The organism is Methanobrevibacter sp. (assembly GCF_030539665.1).
Taxonomy (GTDB): domain Archaea; phylum Methanobacteriota; class Methanobacteria; order Methanobacteriales; family Methanobacteriaceae; genus Methanocatella.
Genome location: NZ_JAUNXR010000003.1, coordinates 73758 through 88421 on the forward strand (window position 1 = coordinate 73758; position 14664 = coordinate 88421).

The window sequence follows — 14664 nt, forward strand, 5'->3', positions numbered from 1 at the left end:
TCCCTAATTAAAATTTACCCATTTCAGGATTTGGAAGTTCTTCTTCAATACGTATAAGTTCATTTAATTTAGCTATTCTTTCTCCACCAATAGCACCGGTTTTAATCATTGGTGAACCTAAACCTACTGCCAAGTGTGCAATGGTATCATCAGTGGTTTCACCAGATCTGTGAGATACAACAGGAACTACATTGTTTTCCTTAGCCAATTTAACTGTTGCATAAGTTTCAGATAAAGAACCGATTTGGTTAGGTTTAATGATGATTGCATTAGCTGCATTCATTTCAATACCTTTAGCCAACAATTCTTTGTTGGTTACGAATAAATCATCACCACAAATTAAACATTTATCTCCAACTTTTGCGGTTAATTGTGCAAATCCATCGAAATCGGATTCATCGAAAGGATCTTCAACGTAAAACATGTTATAAGTTTCAATAATGTCTTTAACAAATTCTATCTGATCTCCAGTATCTCTTTCAACACCGTCTTGAGCATAGACATATTTGCCTTTCTCTGCATCCCATAATTCAGAGGAAGCCATGTCTAAAGCAGGCCTGATTTCAATACCTAATTCATCACCGACTTCTTCACATGCCTGAGCTTGAATTTCCAAAGCAGCATCATTGGTAATGTTAGGCACCCATCCACCTTCGTCTCCTTTTCCACCGGTGAAGTTAGAGTCTTTGGTTTGGATTAATTCTTTTAGCTTTTTATGAATAGCTGCATTAGCAAATACAGCTTCAACCATATTTTTTGCTCCAATAGGAACAACCAAGAATTCTTGAATATCAGGAGCATTAATACCTGCATGTGCTCCACCATTCATCATGTTTCCAAGAGGGAATGGCAATTCGTTTACGAAGTTTCCGCCGACATACTTGTATAATGGTAAACCGTAAGAAGCAGCAGCAGCTTTTGCAGCAGCCATTGAAACAGCCACAGTAGTATTTCCACCAATAGCTGAAAGGTTTTCAGTACCGTCCACTTCTTTCAATAATTCGTCAATAGTTACAAGATCTTCTGCATCCATTCCAATAAGTTCTGATGCAATAACATCTTCAACTTCACTTATGATTAAATCTACTCCGCCTTCAGGGAAAGATACCACTTCTCTTGAACCAGTACTTGCCCCACTAGGTGCAGCAGCTCTACCGAAACCGCCCCAAGTAATTACGTCTACTTCGACGGTCGGATTTCCTCTACTGTCCAAAATCTTACGAACTTGAACGTCCTCTATTATACTATCCAAAAAAAACACCTCTGTGTTAGTTAATTTATTACCATCTAACCTATATTTAAACAAAAAATTAGTAATTCTCTTTATAGATTCAAAAATGGTATTTTTTATTTTTTTTAATTAATAAATGAGAATAAATAAAATAGAAAAATTCTATTTATTCCATTCTAATTACATCTAATGGTAACTTATCTTCTTTAAGTTCAGCATATGCAATATCAATAGGATCTAAAGAATCTAATTTTTTAGTATCGACTAAAGGTTTAGCTCCCATAGAAATTTGTATTGCTCTTGCTCCAAGAAGTCTAGCTTTTTCAAATCTTGTTAAATTTTTTGTTGTCATAAATTTTACTCCAATTCTTTAGGCATGCGTTACCAAGATTAATTTTACAAATAAAAAATTATCCCTACAACTTGCATAACATTATTCCCATGTTTCCACATGAGAAATTAACATTCTTCTACAACAGTATCTATTTAAACCTAAATCATCGAGAATATCTTTTGATTTTTCACCAGCCTCGATTCTACGATTGTATTCATCGAAGTAAGCTGATACAGGTTTTCCGCAACTTAAGCATCTTATAGGAATCATTTATATCATCTTTTAATAAATTTAAACTAATTTTAAAAGGTACAGGTTTACCTGTAACTTTTTTGTTTACGTGCTCTTGCTCCAGGACCACCGTATTTTTTAGGTTCGGAACGTCTTGGATCTCCTACTAACATGGTTCTGTCGTAGTGGATGAATTTATCTTTTAAATCCATATCTTGAGACCATTTGACAAGTCCTTTTGCAATAACCATACGTGCAGCTTCAGCTTGACCCATTACTCCACCACCAATAACATGAATGTCGAAATCGACTTCATTTGCAAGGTCTCCTGCAATGGTTAATGGTTCTTGGAGTTTCAAACGTGCAAGTTCAGGTGAGTAAAGTTCTAAAGGAACCCTGTTAATTCTAACTTTACCAGTTCCTTCTTTAACAGTACCTCTTGCAATAGCTGTTTTACGTTTTCCACTGGTATGTTCTACTTTTACCATAATTACACATCCGTTAATCTAGAAATTAGCTCCTAAAAGTTTAGAAACTTCTCCTAATTCAATACCTTTTTTAAGGTCTCTTAATTCTGCTTCAGGAACATTTACAATTTCAGCATCTGCATATTCAGCAGGTACACCAACAAAAGCTTTTAATCCTTTGTAAGCGGTACGGCCTTTTGACTTTTTGAATGGTAACATTCCTCTTACAGTTCTTCTGAATATATCATCTGGTCTTCTAGGATATTTAGGACCTAAGTCACGAGGGTTAGAGATACTTGCTCTATCTACTCTTTGTTTGTATTTTGCATAAGCCCAATCTTTGTTACCAGTAATCATGATTTTTTCAGCATTGAGAACTACTACTTCTTCGCCGTTAAGAAGACTTTTACTAATTACACTAGCTAATCTTCCTAATACATGTCCTTCTCCATCTATAATCATTAAAACACACATCCTTTAGATTATCCCATAATTATAATGTTGCTTCCTTTAGGATTAGTTTCCATAATTTCTTCAATAGAGATACATTCTCCACCAGCATTTTCAATTTTTTCTTGAGCTTTAGCTGAAAATTTAAATGCAACAACATTTACGTTTTTATCTAAATCCCCGTTAGACAATACTTTACCAGGAATTAAAACAGTATCATCAGCACTTGCAAATCTTGCAATATCTGAAAGGTTAACTTCAGCTGTTTGTCTATTAGCTCTTGAAAGTCTTTTAGCAACATCTTTCCAAATAGCTGCATTTTCACTATTAGATTTTTCATAAAGTTTATTAATAAGTTCAATAAGGTTAGGATTTGTTTTTGTTAATTTCTTAACCATTATTTACCCTCCATTTTCGGCAAAACTGATAAATTTTTCTGCTTTTTCACCTAATTTATCACATGCTTGTAATAAAACTTCTTTAGGAGGCATTGATCCATCAGTTTCTATTCTAAATATAAAATCATTATCATGATACCCTACATTAATGTAGTTTAAGCCGTTTTGTTGTGAAGCCCTTACACAGCTTTTACACATACTACAATTTTCAATATCTAAAATTTTGATCTCCTTTGATCTCCTATCGGATTTTAAAACTCCTCTAGGACAAGCGTTAGCACAATCATAGTCAATGTCAACGTCTTCATTAAAAGTTATTTTAGGATATTGCTTGTAAGTACACACAGTAGTTGGCATCCATTTTGCATGTTCCTTTCCGTAACCAACTTTAGCTTCAGCTTCGATATTGAGGCTTTCTCCTTCTTTAAGTTTTACCAAAGGAATAGTATCATATACAGGTTTAATCTTTGAGTCTGAAGAAATTAAATCTTTGGAATAAACAGTTTTAGGTCCTTCTTCAACTAAAGAAAACATGACTCCTTGGGAGGTCTCGTAATCTTCATCTTCTGGTAATGGCATTCCTTCAATAGCATCCATATCAGAAACTAAAGGAGTTAAACCTAATCTGTGAGCAAGCACCTCATTAAACATAGCTGAATCATTTCTAAGCATGTTAACATTTTCAATAGCTATTTTAGGAACATCCACCATTGCGGCTCTCCTAATAGCATTTACAAAAGGTACTTCTGCATCACGGATAATGAAAACAATTTCATCATCAGTTTGACTTTTAACTTCTATCTCCATTTGTTAAACCTCTTTAAAATTATACTCTTCTTCCTCTTTTACCACCAGGTCTTCCGGTACCGTCGTGAGGAATAGGTGTGATATCTTCAATCTTACCTATTTTAATACCAGCTCTTGCTAAAGCACGAATAGTTGCTTGTGCACCAGGTCCAGGACTTCTAGGTCCGTTTCCACCAGGAGCTCTTACTTTAATATGTAATCCAACAAATCCTTTTTCTTTAGCATCATCAGCAATCCTATTAGCAGCAGCCATAGCAGCAAACGGTGAAGCTTGTTGTCTGTCTGCACGAACTACTTTTCCACCAGACCATTGTGAAATAGTTTCAGCACCAGTAATATCAGTTACGGTAATAATAGTGTTGTTAAATGATGAGTAAATATTAGCTATACCCCATTTTTCGTTTTTTGCCATAATTACACCCTCTATTCTGCATTTTCTTCAACGTTAGCTTTGTTTCTGTTGTTATTGTACTCTTCAATTTGTTTAGCAACAGGTGAAGATTTGTAAAAGCCAATGTCGTCTTCTTGACCTTTTAATACTACATAACTTGGAGAGTTGATTTTCTTACCATTTAAAGTTATGTGACCATGTACAACAAACATTCTTGCTTCTTTAGGAGTACGAGCTAAACCTTTTTTGTATACAACAGTTTGTAATCTTCTTCTTAAGATGTCTTCAACTGTTAAGTTTAAAATATCTTCAAGAGCAGCTCCTTCTGGCAAAACACCAGTTCTAGCCAAATGTCCTAATAATTCTAATTTTTCTTCTTGCATTTGATCTTTTGAGAAACCAAGTAAGTATCTTGCTTCCCTACTGTATCTTCTAACTAAAGTATCAGCTTTCCAAATTTCTTTTTTATTTTTTAAGCCGTATTTAGTCATTAATTTGTTTTCTTCTTTGATTCTTTCTGCATTCCAAGGATGTGGTGGTGTATTATACTTTTTCCTTGCTTTTCTAGGTTGTCCCATTGAAACATCTCCTTCAATATAAATATAAAATATTAAAAATATTCAAAAAATAAGTTTATCTAGAACGACTTACACCAACGGTAGAACTGTGTCTGAAAGTTGATTTGGTTCTTTGACCTCTAACAGGTAAACCACGTTCATGTCTTCTACCTTTGTAACTTCTGGTCTTTTTCATTCTGTTTAAATCATCTCTTAAAGTCATGTCAAGATCAGATTCGATTAAGTGAATGTTGTCACCAGTTTCATAATCTTCTCTACGATTTAACATCCAATCAGGAATATCAAATTTTTGAGGATCTTCTAAAATTTCTTCGATTTTTAATACATCTTCATCGGAAATATAACCCATTTGACTTTTTAAATCTAAATCTAAAGTAAGACAAATAGTTTTGGATAAAGACATACCGACACCTTTAATCTCGGTTAAAGCTTGTTCAATGGTTTTATTTCCATCTACATCCTTTCTAGAAATACGCACTAAATGCTTGAATTCGTCTTCCATTAAATAACCTCCATTTATAGAGCGAACCTACGAGACGTAAAATATAGATTCGAATGTTTTATTTTATAAAACACAGTTTTTTCAACAATATAAACTTAGTAAAAAAAACTAAGAGTGCAAAATATCAGTTTAACAATTAGTTTATAATACAGAAATTATAAAAAAATACGTTAAAAACTAATAAACGCCGAGACTGGGATTTGAACCCAGGCGGGGACAGGCCCCACAAGATTTCCAGTCTTGCGCCTTACCAGGCTAGACTATCTCGGCATGAATTACTTAAAGCCTAAGTAACGTCAAAAAGAAGATACTTTGCCTTCATATTAATCCATATTAATATGATAATATAATATTTTCTCGTTAAACTATTTAAATGTATTGGTATTATTTCCATAATCTTGGATAAATACCAGGTTTCATGAAAACCTTGGAAGTTTTGACAACAAAACCTGAGTCTGCTGACAATATTTCATCAGTGGTAAACAATGCGGTTCCTGCAGCTACAAGTTCACCTTTTAAAGTTTCGATAGCTACAAAATCATTGATTTGAATATTATCAGATAGCTTTGAAATTCCTCCGCTTGCCAAATCTGCACCGTGACAAATCGCATCCACAGCAGAATCTTTTATGATGACTTTCGGCAAATAGTCTGCAGCCCTCTCCATTGGCAAGAGAGCTTCTCTCAAAAAGCTTTCGTCACCATCCTCCTTCCAGAAGTGATATGCATCAGTCACATCCTGAAGAGTAACCAAATGATTTTTTTCATTGAAAGAACCTACCTGAGTTCTTCTGAGTTCCGCCATATGGGCACCAACGCCTAAAGCTTCCCCAATATTGTGACAATATGTCCTGACATAAGTTCCAGCTTCACAACCTATCCTAAAAAGAACATCCCTTCCATCAATTTCATAAATGGTAGCATAATAGATTGTACGGGTTCTCAATTCCCTTTTGACAGCTGATTTAACAGGAGGCAATTGGTAAATCTTACCTGTAAACTCTTCGAAAACTTCCCTGATTCTATCTTCACTTACTTCACTATGCAATCTCATTAAGCAAACATACTCCTTTGGAGCAGTTAACAAAAGTTGAATGGCCCTAGTTGCATCATCAATACCTATTGGAAGTACACCAGTAACCTTAGGATCCAATGTTCCCCCATGTCCTGACTTCTGACAGTGCAAAATTCTTTTAACCCATGCATCTATTTCATGAGAAGTCGGACCTGATGGCTTATCCAGATTAATAACACTTTTTGAGATATAATCCTCGATAGGTCTTTCTTCAGGTTTGCATCCAAAATCAGGACTTGTAAAACTATTAGATTTAACAACTAAGTTAGATTTCATTAAAATCACAGAAAAATTAAATTAAAAAATAGTAAAAGTTGAATAATAAAAATTATTCAATTATAAGTCAGCTAAAGCAGCTTTGATTGCGTCAATATCGCCAGAAACATCAATGGTTTCAGCAGTTGGTTCTAAATGGTTGATATTGCATCTTCTGTTTTTTACAGCTTCACCAACAACTTCAACAAAATTTTCATCAATAATTTCTACAATTGCACATTTTTCTCCTGCTTCTCTTCCAGCAGTTTTAACACATACTCTTCCTACTTCGATTGATGCCATTTTAAATCACCTTTAATGTATTTATAATTATATCAGCTATCTGTTCAGGCAAAAAGGTTCCTGAATTAATAACTAAATCATATATATCCATGCTTGATATATCAATATCATGAATTTCTTTATATCTTACAGCTTCGCTTTCTTCTCGTATTATGATTTCTTCTTTAGCTAAATCAACAGTTTTGTCTTCTCTTTCTGCAATTCTGGCAGCACGAACATCAAATGGTGTTATTAACCATAGTTTCAAGTCAGCCTCTACGAAATATGCGGAGAGCCTTCCTTCAATAATTAAGTTATCTGAAGATTCAGCAAGCTCAGCCTGTCTTTTGTCAATTTCAATATCGATGCTAGTATCATTTTCAGCAAGTTCACCGAATTCTAAAACAGACATTCCTCTTTCTTTAGCCATCTGACGGAAAATTGATCCTGTAGACAAATAAGGAATATCCAATTTTTCTGATAATACTTTAGCCGCTGTAGTTGTTCCAGTTCCAGCAAGCCCACCGATAGTTATAATCATAATTGTCTAGCCTCGTTTTTGAATACTTTACGTGCGCATTTGGAACATAAGTATCCACCATAAGGACGGTTAGGTCTTTTTTGGGTTTTTGACAATTTTCTGATTTCATAAGGACGTCCACGAGGAACTCCATGTAAAACTTGACCACATTCAGCACATACATGCTTAGATGGTTTTTTCTTTTTGTATCTTAAAACATTCCTTCCACCAGGAGTGTTTTTGTGAACTCTTTTGTATGATCTTGATCTATATCTCATTGCAGGCATTTAATCACCTATAATATAATTAATAATTTAAATGTGTAATAGCGAATTCAAAATAGAATAATATACTATATTGAATTCATTATTAATAAATTTTATTAGGATTCTAGAATCCTTGTTTAAATCCTAAGTATTTTCTTAAAATTTGACTCATACCGAATGTACAAATCATATACCATAATAACCAACCAATTACATAACTGCTTGAAGGATGTCCTCCATAGAATAATGGTCCTATAAAGTGCCAGATTGGAGTTAAAGTTATATAATAAACTGATGGAGGCATTTGAACGACAAGGCCACTAATAACTGATGCTCTCATCCACCAAAATATCAAAAGAATTGGAACCATAGTAACAATCATAGGTTTGAAGGAATTACTCATCATTTTGGTCTGGTTCTTCATCATTTCAGCTTGTTCAGCCTGAAGTTTAGCTAACTCCTTACCGTCCCCTCTTTTCTGAGCGTCCCTGAATTTTTTCTGGAATTCTTTTGATCTTTTTTGCATTTCATTCATTTCATCCTGATCGACCAATAATTTATTTGCAACTGTACTTATTAAAGAAATAATAAATGCAACTATCAATACAGTCAATACAGGATTTTGTGGTGTTGGATCCATTTGTATTAAAGGATCAAACACAGCATTTAGTGCTCCAAATATAATGTCAAACATTCTATCGCCTAATCATCAAATTTATTTTAAAACATCAACCAGCCTTGCAACAGTTCCCGGCAAATGATTATCATGGTTTTCAATAATCTTAACTGTAGCTCCAGTTAAAGTAGCATAAGCCATAGCTGCAGCACGATTCATTTCTTGATGAAGTTTGATATTTTTAGCTTTTTCAACATCTCTTGAACGTGTTTCATCAGATAATCTTCTGTAGATAATTTCATCAGGATTTGCTTCAACTAAAATAAAATTGCTTGGTTTTAATTTTTCAAGAACCCAAATCGGAAGACCTGGTAAAAATCCATCAGGAGTGCTTATAGTACAATGAGTATCTACAATAACATTCTCTGATTCTGATCTTTCTTTAATTCTTTTAGCAGCTTTTTGTTGAATGATTTTTTGAGTTTCAGATGGTAATTTACGTAATTCATCCCTATTTTCAACAAGTTTTTCTTCAATAGCAATTTCAGTCATGATATCTCCATAATTTAAGTGAAGATATTCAACTTCCTCAAGTGCTTTGTTAAGTAATGTTGTACTTCCAGATCCTGGAATACCAGTTAATACTACTAATTTCATAATATACCCTCTAAATTTTAAAGAAAGGTGGGATTTAATCTCCACCTAAGAATTTTCTAAGTAATGGATTAGCTGACATAAGTTGTTCTTCAGCCATTTCTTCATAAAGTTTATGAATAATACCTACTGTAAGTAAAACACCAGTACCTCCACCTAAAGCACCAGTAAGGTCAGCAGCAAATGCAATTATACCTACATAAATACCACTTACAAGAGTGAGTGCAGGAATATATTTTTTTAATATTTTATATAATTGGCGTTTACTACTTCTGAATCCTGGAATTTGTATACCGGAATCATATAATTGTTTTGAAATTTTCTTCGCATTCAATCCACTGATTTCCACCCATAAATATGAGAATAACATACAGCATAACAAGAAGAAAATTGCATACACTAGAACCCTTAACGGATTAGTTACAAGTAAACTAATATCAGATGGAGTTGAAAGGAACAATGCAATACCACTTACAGCTTGACCGTTTTGAATTTCTCCTAAAATTGGAACACCAATTTTTTGGAAAACACTTGCAAGAAGTGAAACGTTTACAAGCAATGCACTGGTAAGAATAACAGGCATGTTACTTGCATAAACAAATTTTAATGGGTATTTACCCACAGATCCCCTAACTCTTCCATGTCCTCTAACTTGACCATGAGAAATTGGTATTTCAACTCTCATAGATTCACCATAAACAACAACAAGGAATACACAAATGGTTGCGATTAATGGAATCAAGATAGATACATCAACACCAGTCCAGAAGGATTGGATAAATGAAGGAATGATACCTGGCAATGCACCATCAGATGCTGGTAAGAAATTGAATGAACCTACCATAATAGCTTCACATACACCTGCAGCAATGAATAAACCAATACCACTACCGAATCCCCATTTTGAAACAACTTCATCAAGATAAATTACTAAAATTGCTCCAATAACAAGTTGAAGGAAAAGTACACCAATATAAGAATTATCAATTGGAATTAAACTACCAGTTAATACTAAAACACCAGCCTCAAATATTGTAAATACAATAGATAAAACTTTTTGTGTAGCTTGGAAAAGAGATTTATCCTTATGAGAAGACAAATCTAAATTTAAAAGCTTTGAACCTACTAATAATTGTAAAACAATAGAAGCAGTTACAATTGGACCAATTCCTAAAGTAAGGATAGAACCAAAACTTCCAGCCATTACAGCTCTTAATTGTGCAAACTGGTCAACAGCATTCGGACTTAACCCAAATAATGGAATTTGTGTTAAAATATAATACAAAACCAAAATCAAAGCTGTCCATTTTAGTTTTTCTCTAAAATCTTCTCTATGAACTGGAGACTTAACTTCAGGAATAAACCTAAATAAAGGCTCCAACTTTTCCAATGATGACATTTTATTTTCCTCAAAAAAATAAGGAAAAGCTATAATTCTATAGCTTCTCCACCTAACTCTTCGATTTTTTCTACAGCAGATGCTGAGAATTTAGGTGCTGAAATTTTGAATACTTTAGTAATGTTTCCTTTTCCTAAAACTTTATCAAAACCTAAATCGGTTACGTCAATAACAATTGCATCTCCATCAACAGAAGCTTTTCCAGATTTGATTAATTCGTCAGCTTTTTCTTCTAAATAAACTAAGTTAACAGGATTTACTTTTTTAATCATTTTACTTGGTCTTTTGAATCCGTGTTTACCGTAATGGTTAGGATCGTGAATTACAGTCCAAGTCCAATGTTGTTTTGAAGCTCCAGCATTACCTTTTCCACCTTTGTTACCTGCACCTCTACGTTTTTTGGTACAACCTCCACCGTTGGATCTAGAACCTCTTTGTTTGTTAATTTTACGTTTTGTTCTAATCATTAAAATCACCTAATTTAAAGCATTTTAGCTGCAAGGTCTTCAATTTCTTCTCCTCTGTAACCTAAAGATCCTCCTTCATTAATTGAAAGACGGATGTCTTCATATCCTTTTCTAGGAGGGTGTAAACGGAATACAGGTTTGATATCTAAATCAGCTAATTTTACTTCGGAATTGATAACAGCATTAGCTAATTCTTCAATGTTAGCGTAGTCAGAGTTTTCAGCTACATATTCATCAGTAACTGCTTTTCCACCAACAATTTTACCTCTTTTAGCAATCATTTTTGCTAAAAATTCAGGAGTAATTTCACCCCAGGTAATGTAATCCTTACCTTTTTGAAGCATACCTTTGTAACTAGGATTTTCTTCAACTAAAACTGCATGGTTAATTCTATTAAGTCTTAACATGTCTAAAGTATCAGCGATTTTTTGAATAACGCCAGTTGTTCCTCTAACTCTAATAACTAAAAACATTATATCACCAATTAGTAGTTAACTCCCATTTTCTTGAGATCACTTTCACTAGCTTTAATTGCACTTAATTCTTTTAATGCTTCGAAAACAGCATTAGCAAAGTTTACAGTAGTTTGAGTTTGACCAAAGGTTTGAGACCATACATCTTGGATACCTGCAAGTCTTAAAATAGTTTTACCTACATCTCCAACTACTAAACCAACACCTGCTGGTGCAGGAATTAAAGTTACATTTACACTACTGGTTTTACCATTTACTTTGAAAGGCACGGTGTGTTCTCTTCCACATACACAACCCCAGTCTCCACAACCTCTTCTTACTTTGATAAGGTTGTATTTAGCATTGTCAACAGCTTTTCTGATTGCTGGACCTACCTCTTTAGCTTTACCTTGGCCTAATCCAACATATCCATCCTTATTACCTACTGCAACGATTACTCTAAAGTTAACTTTTCTACCAGATTTGTGCATTCTTTGAACTAAGTTAACATCCATAACTTCTTCTTCTAAATCAGGAACTAAGGCATCAACTATTTCTAATTCCATAATTGGAAGACCTTTTTCAAAGATTTCATCGATATCAGTGATAGTTCCATCTTTAACTAATTTACCTAATTTAGTTTTAGGTTCCCATTCATCCATATTAAAGCTCATAGTTATACCTCTGCCTCATCAATGTTCTTTTTAGCTTCTTCAAAATTCTCAGGTAAATCTACAGGATTAAGACCTCTTTCAAGATATTTAGAGAATTTTTTGTTTAATTCATCTTCATCTAAAGATTCTGCATATGCAGCTACATGTTCTCCTCTAATACGTTCGTCTTCAGGGAAAATGAAATCACCGTGAGGAACTTCTAAGCCTGCATCAACAGCACCTTTGAGAGCTGCGAATACTTTTGATCCTTTAATAGGGGATTTTAAACCAATGTCTAAGATTGCAGTGTCAATGTCTTTAGCTAATGCTCTTTTTGCTGCAAGGTAAGCTGTTAAATAAACACCAGAAATGTTGTTTGCTCCACCTAAGTAACCATATTTAGGTAATTCTTTACTTACAGCAGATGCTAAAGTAATATCTCCTTCAGGAGCGTAGTCAATAATTTGAACAGTTGCATTAGCGTTGGAAAGTCTTACAACTAAACGAGATTTATCGTAGTCGACTAATTTCATTCTAGCTGCATAATCAGTTTTTCCTTCTCTTCTCCTTCTGAATGGTATTTTGTAATTTGATCCGTTAGCCACTTTCATTCCCCCTATTTAATTAAATCATGGTCACGAGCGTAGTTTTTCATGTAAGATTTACTTCTGAAAGCTCCACCTTTAGCCATTTTATATAATTTACGGTATGTAGTAGCATCAATTTCTTCATTAGCACGCATTTCTTTAAGATCTTTTCTTAAAGCTCTGATTGTAGTCATCCATGCTTGTTTTTTAGGAGTACGTGCTTTTTTAGCTCCTTTTCTACTACCATGCCCTTTTCTTTTTCCTTTTGCTTTTTGTTCAGCTATCTTTTTAGAACGATAGCTACTAATTCCTTTTTTAGGTTTTGCTTTAATAGCACCATTATCGATTAGCTGTTTTACCCCTTCTCTAGTAATTGCTCTAGAAACTTCATCTATTCTTTCAGGGTCAATCCATACACGGTTAAGACCTACTTTAAGAATACTTGCAGCTAATCTTTTTTGAGTTGTAAGATTCATATATATAATCCTCCGTCTTCAGCTCAAAGCTGATTATTTAGATTTTATCTAAAGTCCCTTAATTTTTAATAAATTTATATCAGTAGAATCAATAGTACCCTCATTGACTCAACTTTAATAAATATGAATTATTCAAATTATTTATTTAAAACTTTAATTCCGAGTTCAGCTGCTTTTTCAAGCATTAACTCTTTTTTCCTTTTACCAATAGAAGCATTAATTCTTGCAGCTTCGGTTGCTGGATCGATTGCTTCTAATTCCTTCATGTTATTAACAAGAACATCTTTATATCCGGAAGGGTGTAAATACCTAGTTGATTTAGGAGTCCTGTAACCAATTGCAGGCATTGCTGGTTTTCCTGCTTCGTATCTTCTCATTTTACTGGTTTTTCCTCTAGGTCTTCTCCATTTGATTCCAAGTTTTTTATAACGAGCATATTCTTGTCTTTTAAATCTTTTATTAGCCATTAAAATCACCTATTCTTTGCTAATTAAATATATTCCGTCTTGGAATACTCTAGGATCTCTTCCTTTAATTTTAGTTGCTTGTTCTAGGTTAGCCATGGTTTGACCAACATGTTCTTTGTTAATACCTGTAATTGTGACCTCATCACCTTTAACAGAAACTTTTGAATCTCCTACGATTTTTGCGTTTCTTGGGTGTCTTTCCCCGAGGAAATTGTCAATTACAACGATGTCTTTATTAACTTTTACAGTCATTGGAAAGTGAGCAAATACAATTTTCATTGTGTATTTGAAACCGTCAGTCACACCAATAATCATGTTTGAAATGTGTGCTTTTGTGGTTCCGATCATTGCTTTATCTTTCTTTTTTGGGAATGAAGTTTCTAAAACAATAACATCATCTTCTTCTTTGATACTTACGTTAGGGTAAGTAAATACTCTGGAGTCTTCTCCATTAGGCCCTTTAACAGAAACCTCATTTTTATTAATTATAACTTCAACGCCTTCAGGGATTTCAATTTCTTCCCTTATAGCTGCAGCTACTACCATATATAATCACCTAGTACATGTAAGCCAACAAACGTCCACCAATACCTCTTTCTTTTGCCTCATTGTGAGTCATAATACCTTGAGGAGTGGTAAGGATTAAAATACCAAAGTTCTTTGCTGGCAAATATCTTTTTTCAAATTTCTCAAATTCATCTTTCTTAACAGCGTGACGAGGTTTGATAACACCACATTTGTTTATGTTACCATCCAATTCAACATTGAATTTACCTGCTCTGTTGTCATCTACATATTCAAAATTACCAATATAATTTTCTTTTTGCATAACGCTTAAAACTTCTCCAATTAATTTTGAAGCTGGAGAAATAACACAAGAATCGTTTACTTGTAATTCGTTATTTCTAATGTTAGTTAAAGCATCAGCAAGAGGATCCATAAGACTCATATTAACTACCTTTAATTATATTTTTTAAAACCTATTTTAGGAGCAATTTCCCTAAAACATTGTCTGCATAAATTGAGCCCATATCTACTAATCATAGCAGAATGATCTCCACATCTAGTACATTTTTTTGCAGCTTTTCCATATTTTCTTGGCAAACT

The 14664-nt window shown here is 33.8% G+C and carries 26 protein-coding genes and 1 tRNA gene; all 27 read right to left on the reverse strand.

Annotated elements, in window-relative coordinates; translation table 11 throughout:
• Positions 1–7: 7 nt before the first annotated feature.
• Positions 8–1252: a phosphopyruvate hydratase gene (eno, locus tag Q4P18_RS04385; RefSeq protein ID WP_303336082.1), complete on the reverse strand. Its 1245-nt coding sequence runs from the start codon at positions 1250–1252 to the stop codon at positions 8–10.
• A gap of 145 nt (positions 1253–1397) precedes the next feature.
• Positions 1398–1598: a DNA-directed RNA polymerase subunit K gene (locus tag Q4P18_RS04390; RefSeq protein ID WP_303336567.1), complete on the reverse strand. Its 201-nt coding sequence runs from the start codon at positions 1596–1598 to the stop codon at positions 1398–1400.
• Between the two features lie 66 nt (positions 1599–1664).
• The gene (locus Q4P18_RS04395) at positions 1665–1835 is read right to left on the reverse strand and encodes a DNA-directed RNA polymerase subunit N (protein ID WP_303336084.1); all 171 of its coding nucleotides are present in this window, start codon (positions 1833–1835) and stop codon (positions 1665–1667) included.
• Between the two features lie 47 nt (positions 1836–1882).
• On the reverse strand, positions 1883–2284 hold the full coding sequence (locus tag Q4P18_RS04400) for a 30S ribosomal protein S9 (protein WP_303336086.1): 402 nt from the start codon (positions 2282–2284) through the stop codon (positions 1883–1885).
• Positions 2285–2302: 18 nt separating this feature from the next.
• Positions 2303–2725 (reverse strand): 50S ribosomal protein L13, encoded by a 423-nt coding sequence (locus tag Q4P18_RS04405; protein ID WP_303336089.1) that lies wholly within the window; start codon positions 2723–2725, stop codon positions 2303–2305.
• Positions 2726–2745: 20 nt separating this feature from the next.
• On the reverse strand, positions 2746–3111 hold the full coding sequence (locus Q4P18_RS04410) for a 50S ribosomal protein L18e (protein ID WP_303336091.1): 366 nt from the start codon (positions 3109–3111) through the stop codon (positions 2746–2748).
• 3 nt (positions 3112–3114) lie between these two features.
• On the reverse strand, positions 3115–3918 hold the full coding sequence (locus Q4P18_RS04415; protein ID WP_303336092.1) for a DNA-directed RNA polymerase subunit D: 804 nt from the start codon (positions 3916–3918) through the stop codon (positions 3115–3117).
• A gap of 19 nt (positions 3919–3937) precedes the next feature.
• Positions 3938–4330, reverse strand: coding sequence for a 30S ribosomal protein S11 (locus Q4P18_RS04420; RefSeq protein WP_303336094.1), 393 nt, complete (start codon positions 4328–4330; stop codon positions 3938–3940).
• 11 nt (positions 4331–4341) lie between these two features.
• Positions 4342–4887: a 30S ribosomal protein S4 gene (locus Q4P18_RS04425; protein WP_303336096.1), complete on the reverse strand. Its 546-nt coding sequence runs from the start codon at positions 4885–4887 to the stop codon at positions 4342–4344.
• A gap of 55 nt (positions 4888–4942) precedes the next feature.
• Entirely contained in the window at positions 4943–5389 is a 447-nt protein-coding gene (locus tag Q4P18_RS04430) for a 30S ribosomal protein S13 (protein WP_303336098.1), read from the reverse strand.
• Between the two features lie 185 nt (positions 5390–5574).
• Positions 5575–5659, reverse strand: a tRNA-Ser gene (locus tag Q4P18_RS04435).
• Between the two features lie 114 nt (positions 5660–5773).
• Positions 5774–6739: an RNA-guided pseudouridylation complex pseudouridine synthase subunit Cbf5 gene (locus tag Q4P18_RS04440; protein ID WP_303336099.1), complete on the reverse strand. Its 966-nt coding sequence runs from the start codon at positions 6737–6739 to the stop codon at positions 5774–5776.
• Positions 6740–6799: 60 nt separating this feature from the next.
• Positions 6800–7021 carry a 50S ribosomal protein L14e gene (locus Q4P18_RS04445; protein ID WP_303336101.1) on the reverse strand — a complete coding sequence of 74 codons (222 nt, stop codon included), beginning with the start codon at positions 7019–7021 and terminating at the stop codon, positions 6800–6802.
• A gap of 1 nt (position 7022) precedes the next feature.
• The gene (gene cmk, locus Q4P18_RS04450; RefSeq protein ID WP_303336103.1) at positions 7023–7541 is read right to left on the reverse strand and encodes a (d)CMP kinase; all 519 of its coding nucleotides are present in this window, start codon (positions 7539–7541) and stop codon (positions 7023–7025) included.
• Entirely contained in the window at positions 7538–7807 is a 270-nt protein-coding gene (locus Q4P18_RS04455) for a 50S ribosomal protein L34e (RefSeq protein WP_303336105.1), read from the reverse strand. Before Q4P18_RS04455 ends, cmk begins: the two co-directional genes overlap by 4 nt.
• Positions 7808–7910: 103 nt before the next feature.
• Positions 7911–8480: a DUF106 domain-containing protein gene (locus Q4P18_RS04460; protein WP_303336107.1), complete on the reverse strand. Its 570-nt coding sequence runs from the start codon at positions 8478–8480 to the stop codon at positions 7911–7913.
• Positions 8481–8501: 21 nt separating this feature from the next.
• Complete coding sequence (locus tag Q4P18_RS04465; protein WP_303336109.1) at positions 8502–9059, reverse strand: adenylate kinase; 558 nt, start codon at positions 9057–9059, stop codon at positions 8502–8504.
• A gap of 34 nt (positions 9060–9093) precedes the next feature.
• Entirely contained in the window at positions 9094–10455 is a 1362-nt protein-coding gene (gene secY / locus Q4P18_RS04470) for a preprotein translocase subunit SecY (RefSeq protein WP_303336111.1), read from the reverse strand.
• Positions 10456–10484: 29 nt separating this feature from the next.
• Complete coding sequence (locus tag Q4P18_RS04475) at positions 10485–10922, reverse strand: uL15m family ribosomal protein (RefSeq protein ID WP_303336113.1); 438 nt, start codon at positions 10920–10922, stop codon at positions 10485–10487.
• Between the two features lie 14 nt (positions 10923–10936).
• A complete protein-coding gene (locus Q4P18_RS04480) occupies positions 10937–11395 on the reverse strand; it encodes a 50S ribosomal protein L30 (RefSeq protein ID WP_303336116.1) in 459 nt (152 codons plus the stop codon).
• Between the two features lie 11 nt (positions 11396–11406).
• Positions 11407–12048, reverse strand: a complete 642-nt coding sequence (gene rpsE / locus Q4P18_RS04485) for a 30S ribosomal protein S5 (RefSeq protein WP_303336118.1) — start codon at positions 12046–12048, stop codon at positions 11407–11409.
• Positions 12049–12050: 2 nt separating this feature from the next.
• Positions 12051–12632 (reverse strand): 50S ribosomal protein L18, encoded by a 582-nt coding sequence (locus Q4P18_RS04490; protein ID WP_303336119.1) that lies wholly within the window; start codon positions 12630–12632, stop codon positions 12051–12053.
• Between the two features lie 11 nt (positions 12633–12643).
• On the reverse strand, positions 12644–13090 hold the full coding sequence (locus tag Q4P18_RS04495) for a 50S ribosomal protein L19e (RefSeq protein ID WP_303336121.1): 447 nt from the start codon (positions 13088–13090) through the stop codon (positions 12644–12646).
• A 137-nt stretch (positions 13091–13227) separates the two neighbouring features.
• A complete protein-coding gene (locus Q4P18_RS04500) occupies positions 13228–13557 on the reverse strand; it encodes a 50S ribosomal protein L32e (protein ID WP_303336123.1) in 330 nt (109 codons plus the stop codon).
• 9 nt (positions 13558–13566) lie between these two features.
• Positions 13567–14103, reverse strand: coding sequence for a 50S ribosomal protein L6 (locus tag Q4P18_RS04505; RefSeq protein WP_303336125.1), 537 nt, complete (start codon positions 14101–14103; stop codon positions 13567–13569).
• Between the two features lie 10 nt (positions 14104–14113).
• Positions 14114–14506: a 30S ribosomal protein S8 gene (locus tag Q4P18_RS04510; RefSeq protein ID WP_303336127.1), complete on the reverse strand. Its 393-nt coding sequence runs from the start codon at positions 14504–14506 to the stop codon at positions 14114–14116.
• Positions 14507–14517: 11 nt separating this feature from the next.
• Positions 14518–14661 (reverse strand): 30S ribosomal protein S14, encoded by a 144-nt coding sequence (locus Q4P18_RS04515; protein ID WP_299522416.1) that lies wholly within the window; start codon positions 14659–14661, stop codon positions 14518–14520.
• Positions 14662–14664 lie beyond the last annotated feature (3 nt).